This is a genomic window from Allobosea sp. TAB14, assembly GCF_052113865.1.
Taxonomy (GTDB): domain Bacteria; phylum Pseudomonadota; class Alphaproteobacteria; order Rhizobiales; family Beijerinckiaceae; genus Allobosea; species Allobosea spartocytisi.
Genome location: NZ_JBFRDQ010000251.1, coordinates 1 through 6993 on the forward strand (window position 1 = coordinate 1; position 6993 = coordinate 6993).

The following is a 6993-nucleotide window of genomic DNA, read 5'->3' on the forward strand; positions in this document are numbered from 1 at the left end:
GGCCGAGCGCCGCCAGACCCGGATTGAGCGCAAAGGCCTGCTCGACCACGCCGGGGTCTTGCCGGCCGAACGCCTCCCACACGACGAGGTCGAGGGTCATGTTCTCGCGGGTGACCTGGACACGCATCAGAGCAGCCCCCCGAAGGAGAGCTCGCCGCCAAAGGGCGCCAGCTTCACGTCGAACTCGGTCTTTGCACCGATTCCGCTCGTCCGAATGACGGAATGTGAGGCGCCGACCTCCAGGATGACCACGGTTCCGAAGACGGACGCGCCGCCGCYGGCCGCGACGCCGAGCAGTTCGACCGGCACGCCCGCCCTCTGGGTTGCCTTCAAGGCCAAGTACTCGGCATGCCCGCCCCATTCGTCGTCGAAATACAGCCCCTCGACGGTGAACTCGTCCTCGTCGCGGCCGGTGTTCTGGCGGGCCGGCCCGACGCCGAAGCGCTTGATTGCCGGCCAGTTCATCTTGGTGCGCTCCTCGATCTTCTGCAGCGATAGGGGCAGCGCGGCGAAGATGTGTGGGCCGATGGCGAGGATCGGAGTGCCGGCCATTACTCAACACCGTCATGGAGCGCACCCGAGAGCGACTGCCGGCCGCCAGCGGCCAAGGCGCCCTTCACCCGGCCTGCGACGCGCTCGGCCGCGGCGACGGCGCGATCGCCCCCCGCGGTGATCCCTTGCTCCAGCGTGGCCATCATGTGGGCGCCGGCGGCCGAGAGATCAGCACCGGAGAAGGCGCCGGTGATACCGTTACGGATTCCGCCGGCAGCGGCTTCGGCCGTGCCGCCTCCGCTCTTCAGCCCCTGCGCGAGGCTCTCTGCGATCGTAATGCCGATGCCGCTCAAATCGATGTCCTGGGCGCCCAGCACGCTGCTCGCCCAGTTCTTGATCGACGGCCGGAACGATTGGGTTGCTGGCCCGGCACCTTTCGGCTGCGCGGTCGTCGGCGCGCCGCCGGGGCCGAAGCCGAACTTGCCGGCCGCCGTTGCGTTCGGCGCGATCCGATTGCGGATATTCTCGTCAGCCTCGTTCCGCCGGCGTTCATGCGGCATGGCATCGGCGCCGTAGCCCAACCGGTCTTCCTGGTTGCCGGAGGTCCGCCGCAGTTCGTCCAGAGTGGCAAGGCGCGCCTCCAACTGCAGCACGCGCTCGCGGAGCGCCATGGCCTCGCCTCGATCGGCCTGGCCGCGCTCTTCCTGGTCGGCCGGCCGGCGAGCATCCGGACGCGTCGCATACAGGTCGAAGGAGCCGGTCGGGATATCGGTGAGCCGCTTGCGCAGGTTTTCCAGCTTCTTGCGCTTTTTCCGGTCGCCATAACCATCCGGCGAAAGCTTCAACTCGGTTTCAAGCGTCTCGATCTGGCGCTGGAGCTGACGGCGCAGCAGCTGAGCACGCTCCGACAGAACCGTCTGCGGCTCGGATTGCGAGGTGCGGTTGGATGTGTCCTCATAGTCTTTCCGCGCTGCGATGGCGTTGCCCTGGCCCGTGACGCGGGCGGCCAGCAGGCGGTCGTTGGCCAGCTTCTCCCGCTCTTCGGGGGTGAGAGGCAGGTTGTTGGCGACTTTCTCCGCGAGGCTCGTCTCGGCCTTCTTGTCGGCCGCGCGCTTATCCAGCGCATCCATGCCCGCGATGATCTTCTCGATGCCCTCATTGATCGCCGGCAGCGCCCAGCGGCCGAGCTTGTCGCCGACCTCGCTGGTGAGCGCCGAGAGCCGCTTCAAATGCTTGTCAGTGGTTCGAAGTTCGATGTTGAGGTTGTTCTGCGCCGATCCAACGTGCTTTTTCGGATCGGTAACGATGTCGATGTTCTTGCGGATTTCCGGCAGCGCCTGGCCCGCGCGGGCGACCTCGTCCCACCACTCCTTCCCGAAGATCTTGATCGCCACCTTAGCCTTGTCGGTGGACTTTTCGAGCCGCTCCAGCACGTCGATCATGGTGCCTGCGGCGTTCTTCTTCATGCCCTGCTCCGCCTTTTTGGCGGTCAGCCCGATCATCTTAAGGCCTTCGTCGACGCGGTCCTGCTGTTCGGTGGCAGTCCGTAACGTCGAGGCGCCTTTAGGGTCACGCCGCCCGCGCCGGCCTCGGCGACCAGGGAGGCGACTTCCTCCCGGGCACGGCCATAAGCAATCGCCCATTTCGAGACGGCCTGTTCCATCTTCTGGAGCTCGGCGGGATCATCCATCCCGTCGACCTTCTTCTGGACCTCCGCCATGGCCTTTTCGAAGGAGATCGACTGGCCGACCGTCGCGCGGCCAGCCATGCGGGCGCCCTGGATGCCGAGGTAGCCGCCGACCAGCCCTTTCGTACCGGCAAAGAGCGCGCCTCCACTGGTGCTCGTGCCCTGCTCGGCCTTACGGCGTTCTGCTCGGGCCTGAGCCTGCAAACGGGCGGCACGGCGCCCTTCCGTCGTCTGCAGCTGCGCGAGCTCGCGCTTGGCCCGTGCGGCCTTCCGGCCGACGTCGTCCAGCTCGCGGCCGAGCTTCTTGGCGCCGGAGCTCCGGCCGAGCGCATCGGTGGCGGCTTTGGTGTCCTTGAGGTTGCGTGTCGCGGTCTTCGAGCTGGAGGCGAGGTTCAGGAAATCGCGGCTGATCCGCTGGCCGCCCTTGGCACCGTCCAGGCTCTTGGCGGCATCCTTCACACCCTTGAGGTCGCGTTGCGCCTGCTTCGCACCGCCTTTGGTGTTGGCGACCAGGTCGAGGATCATCTTGACGCGCATGCGACGGCCCTCAGGTGCCGGCGAGGGTCGAGACCTCGCCATGCCAGAACAGAATTCGATCGACCGTCCAGGTCAGGACGGTCGGCAGAGGCGTTCCGGTCCCGCGCGCCACCTCGATCGCCATCAGCGGGACAAGAGCAAGCGGCGAACGCTGGATCAGCCGCTCGCGCTTGCCGCTTCCAGCGCCGCCTCGATGTCGAGGATGGCGCTGGGCAAGAAAGGGCGGCAGGCTTCGGCCACCCGCTCCGAATCGTCCGGCCACATGGCGCCGAAGACGGCCGGATGGACGCCGCAGATCCGCGCGCGAAGCCGAACTGGCAGGGTCGCCTCGTTGCCGTCGTCTTCCATCAACTCGGCGATGTCCGCGCCGGTCGGCCGATGGATCGCGATCCGGTCGAGCCTGACGCCGTCGACGACGAGCGGGAATTCCAGCGGGACGGCGGTCGACCAGGCGGCCGGATCGGCCGGCCGGATCTCCGGCGCCGGAACTGACCAGGCAATGGCGCTGGCGGCGGGCTCCGGCGCCGGCGCCCGCACCACGCCGAGCTGGTCGGGGGCGCCGGGCGGCGGACGGATCGGATCCAAATCGGGGTCGTGCGGCAACGTGACCATGGCGTCAGCCGCCGTTCAGGCCGAGCATGTTGGCGATCTGCGCCTGCTGGCCTTCGTAGTCGACCCAGCCGCCGAGCTCGATGTTGAAGCGGCAGATCTCGGTCTGGCCGATGGTCAGCACGTATTTCGCGATCGACTTGATGGAATAGCTCGTGCCCATCAGCGAGGTGCCGTTGTGCTCGTCGATCTCGGCGCCGAGCCGGGCATAGGCCGTCGCAACGACCTGCTGCAGGCGCTCGGCATCGGTGGTGCCGTATTCGTTCACCAGCACGCCGAAGCCGGTGAACTTGCGGCGCACACCGAAGGGGGTCGAGAACAGACGCAGCAGCTCGGGCTGGAGGCCCTTCGTCGCCAGGCTGATCTCCAGCGCCTCGCGGTTCAGCGGGATCTCGATCGCACCGTTGGTCGCCGCTGGCACGAACGTGTCGAAGTTCTCCGACATCGCCGGCACCTTCGAGCTCTCAGTGGCGAGATGCATGTTCAGCGGCGTGCCGGCCGCGTCCTCGACATACCAGTTCATGCCGCGGACGTTGAGGAGCGAAAGCTTGGTCATGGAGGCCTCCGGCCGTCCGTCCGCCGTCAGGCCGCGGCGGCGGTGATGTTGCTGGAGATGTTGAGGATGCCGTCGGCGAGCGTGGCGTAGTACTCCACGTTGCGACGGGCGCCGAACTGGAGATCTTCGAGCGGCGCGGCCGGCTCGCGGTCATAGGTCAGGCGCAGGATGCCGCCGGCGAGCGCGGTATTCGTGTTCTGGCTGCGGTCGAACCAGGCTCGGAAGCCGAGCACGCCCGCCTTGCTCTTCAGCTCGTCGCCGAAATTGTCGAGCGTCTCCAGGATCGCCTGGGCGAGCGGCACCGACAGGTTGTCGTCGAGCGCCCAATAGAAGGCTCGCATGACCGTGTCATCGATCATGTCCTGCGTGCGCACGACATTGACGAAGGCGTCGAGCGGATCGGCGGCGCAGGTCCGGTTGCCCCACAGGATCGAGCCGGCGCGCAGGGTCGCGATCTCGTGCTGATTGAGCCAGTTCGCCTCGCTGTCCGGCTCGCCGTCGTAGTAGGGGATCGGCCGGGACGGCCCGGTGATGCCGCCCATCGTCTGGTTGGACGGGCTGCGGAACGGCCCGCCGACCTCCTTGTCGCGCTTGACGAAAAGGCCCGCGACACGGCCTGAGGCCGGCTCGGTGATGGTGGTGCCGCGGAACACCTTGGCGGAAGGGTGGAAGAGATAGGCGCGCGGATCGTCGGCGAAGTCGGCGCGATAAGTTTCCGCCGCCTCCTTCGAGGCGTCGGGCGTGTTCAGGATCTTGATTGCGCGCAGCCGGTCGGCGATGCCAGTCAGCTCGGCGGCGACCGGGTTCTTCGCATTCGCGATACGCTGGCTGTCATAGCCCGGGACGAAGAGCAGCTTCGCGGGCTTTGAAGCCTCCTTGAAGGCATGGACCCCGGAATTGTTGGCGCCCGAGCCGACGATATTGGCGATCGTCTGTTCCAGCTTGGTCTGCGGCACGGCCGAGGCGCCCTCGGGGACGCGGATAACCTGCAACTCGGCGACGACGCCCTGGTCGTCGATCGCGTCCCAGATCGCCTCGACATTGCCGCCGGTGCCGGCCGCCGTGCGTGCTGCGGTATCGTTGGTGAAGACGGTGACGAGCTCGTCGAGCGGATAGACGTCCGGGTCGGCATTCGGCGCGATCATCACCGTGCCGCAGGTCGAATAGTCGGTGACCTCGACGGGGCGCGCGGTCTGGCCTTCCTTGAAGACGCGCGTGCCGTGAAACCGTTCGGTGGTGGCCATTTTCTGCTCCGGAGCCGGCGCTTGACATCGCTGAGGTTGGCGCCGAGGCTACGGATGCGGCCCATGCAAAAGGCCCCTGACGGGCGTCAGGGGCCTTCGTTTCATGCCCCTGCCGGGCGATGGATCAGATCAGCGCCGCCTCTCTGGCGGCCTGCGCGACGTCCGGGATGCCGAGCGCTTGGTCACTGCGGCAACGCCGGAGTTACGCCGAGGTGGGCGCCGGACGGGTCCAGTGAGAGTCGTCGTCGTAATCCTGCGGCAGCGGGTCGAGCGCCTTAATTGCCCAAGACGCCTTGTAGAGGTTTTCGATCCACGCCGTCCCTTTGGCATAGACCTCGATCATCTGCGCGTTGGTGAGCTGGTGGTCCGCGTTAACTGCGTCGCGGAAGACCGTGATTTGTTCGGTGCCGGCCTGCTGTCTAAGACTGGCGGCCAACGCAAGAGCCTGCATGTTGGTCTTATCCGTGGGGCGCCCCTGAATGGGTATGGGGCCATATCCTGAGACTTCGACGGTGCAGCCAACCGACTCGCGTCGAGCGCGCTCGAAATTGATCGCTTCGTCGGTGACGTGGCGCTCAATGATTCCCGCAGCCAAATTGACCCGCTTGCCAACGAGATCTGCAAGGCTCCCGTCGAACCCTTCGAGAACCACAACGCGCCCCAGGCGCGGCTCGGCCTGTGCGACGTCGTTATAGGCGATGATCACTGCTCCATCGGGCGCGACAACGGCCGTCACCCCCATCGGCCGGTTCGGATTATGGGCGACAGTTGAATACCAATCATAGCCCGCCGCATTCCGGTACTTGGCGATTTCCAAGCCGTCGCCAGCGGTGAAACGATAGGCTTCCCAATATCCGAGGTCGATGATGTTCATGTCAGTTCACCCACGCATTGACCCACCCGCCTAGAGCTGGAACGTGCATCTGTTGCGTTCGAGCGCGACGAACCACGGTGTTCGTGTTCCACCACGCATCCGAGCAAACGGTCGGATGGTCAAACTGCGGAGCCTGAGCACCAGTTTCGCCATATCCAACGAACTGGATGCGGTGAACGCGGTCGTTGGCGGTGCTGTTGGCTTGATCGCGTCCGTTCATCGCCCATTCGTAGGCACGGTTCTCGATGCGGGCGTTGAGGTCTCCGAACTGCCCGAAGTTCGCAGAGCCATCAACGCCGATGGCGAGCTTAACAGAGCCGTCATCCCCGTTGCCGATGATCAAGCGCCCGTCATTGTTGACGAAAATCCGCCAGTGGTAGATGCCGGGGTAGGTGAGGTGAACCATCGGGTAAGTCATGGTGATCCAAAGATCACCCGTCATCATGTCGCCGGCCTTGGACACCCGCGCATTGGCGTTGGCATTGGCGTTCGCCGCTGCCGTATTCGCCGCGCCGACGGAGGTGTCGAACTGCGTCTTCGTGTAATAATCGCTCGGCGCAAAGCCAAGGTTCGAAAATGCCCGCGCCTTCTGCTCGGCGGTCAGGCTCTGATCCGCATCGACGCGCAAGCGGAACCCAAGCGCTTCCGCCATGTGGGTGGCGAAATTGGCGTCGCCGCCGATGGCGTCGGACAGCTCTTTCAACGTGTCCAGCGTCGTCGGAGCAGAATTGACCAAGCCCGCGACGGCCGCTGCGACCAGAGCATCGACACCCGATACTTGGGTGACGGGCAGTGTCCCGGTCGCATTGGCGAGCGCGAGATAATAGTCCGGGTTACGACCGCCGAGTTGAAGCGAGTTCGGCGCAACGCCGCCGCCGATGAGGTCTTCGAGCGCGTCCTCAAGATCGTTCATCTGCGTTGTCAACGCCGCAAGCTGCGGCGCGACGTTCTGGCTGATCATGTCGAGGGCGGCTTGCACGCCTTGCGTGATCAA

At 65.7% G+C, this 6993-nt stretch carries 8 protein-coding genes and 1 pseudogene; all 9 read right to left on the reverse strand.

What is annotated here, in order from left to right; all coding sequences use genetic code 11:
- Positions 1-127 (reverse strand): tail protein X (locus AB4Y99_RS25390; protein ID WP_441525283.1); only part of this gene is annotated, 127 nt, incomplete at its 3' end.
- On the reverse strand, positions 127-552 hold the full coding sequence (locus AB4Y99_RS25395; protein WP_441525276.1) for a phage tail protein: 426 nt from the start codon (positions 550-552) through the stop codon (positions 127-129). The genes AB4Y99_RS25390 and AB4Y99_RS25395, both read right to left, overlap by 1 nt.
- Positions 552-1994 carry a phage tail tape measure protein gene (locus tag AB4Y99_RS25400; protein ID WP_441525277.1) on the reverse strand — a complete coding sequence of 481 codons (1443 nt, stop codon included), beginning with the start codon at positions 1992-1994 and terminating at the stop codon, positions 552-554. The genes AB4Y99_RS25395 and AB4Y99_RS25400 overlap by 1 nt, the downstream gene beginning before the upstream one ends.
- Complete coding sequence (locus AB4Y99_RS25405; RefSeq protein WP_441525278.1) at positions 1991-2716, reverse strand: phage tail tape measure protein; 726 nt, start codon at positions 2714-2716, stop codon at positions 1991-1993. The genes AB4Y99_RS25400 and AB4Y99_RS25405 overlap by 4 nt, the downstream gene beginning before the upstream one ends.
- 156 nt (positions 2717-2872) lie before the next feature.
- The gene (locus AB4Y99_RS25410) at positions 2873-3301 is read right to left on the reverse strand and encodes a phage tail assembly protein (RefSeq protein ID WP_441525279.1); all 429 of its coding nucleotides are present in this window, start codon (positions 3299-3301) and stop codon (positions 2873-2875) included.
- 31 nt (positions 3302-3332) lie between these two features.
- Positions 3333-3881 carry a phage major tail tube protein gene (locus AB4Y99_RS25415; protein ID WP_441525280.1) on the reverse strand — a complete coding sequence of 183 codons (549 nt, stop codon included), beginning with the start codon at positions 3879-3881 and terminating at the stop codon, positions 3333-3335.
- A gap of 26 nt (positions 3882-3907) precedes the next feature.
- Positions 3908-5125 (reverse strand): phage tail sheath protein, encoded by a 1218-nt coding sequence (locus tag AB4Y99_RS25420; protein ID WP_441525281.1) that lies wholly within the window; start codon positions 5123-5125, stop codon positions 3908-3910.
- A 202-nt stretch (positions 5126-5327) separates the two neighbouring features.
- On the reverse strand, positions 5328-5999 hold the full coding sequence (locus AB4Y99_RS25425) for a DUF4376 domain-containing protein (protein WP_441525282.1): 672 nt from the start codon (positions 5997-5999) through the stop codon (positions 5328-5330).
- A gap of 1 nt (position 6000) precedes the next feature.
- A pseudogene (locus AB4Y99_RS25430) lies at positions 6001-6993 on the reverse strand (hypothetical protein); the annotation flags it as partial.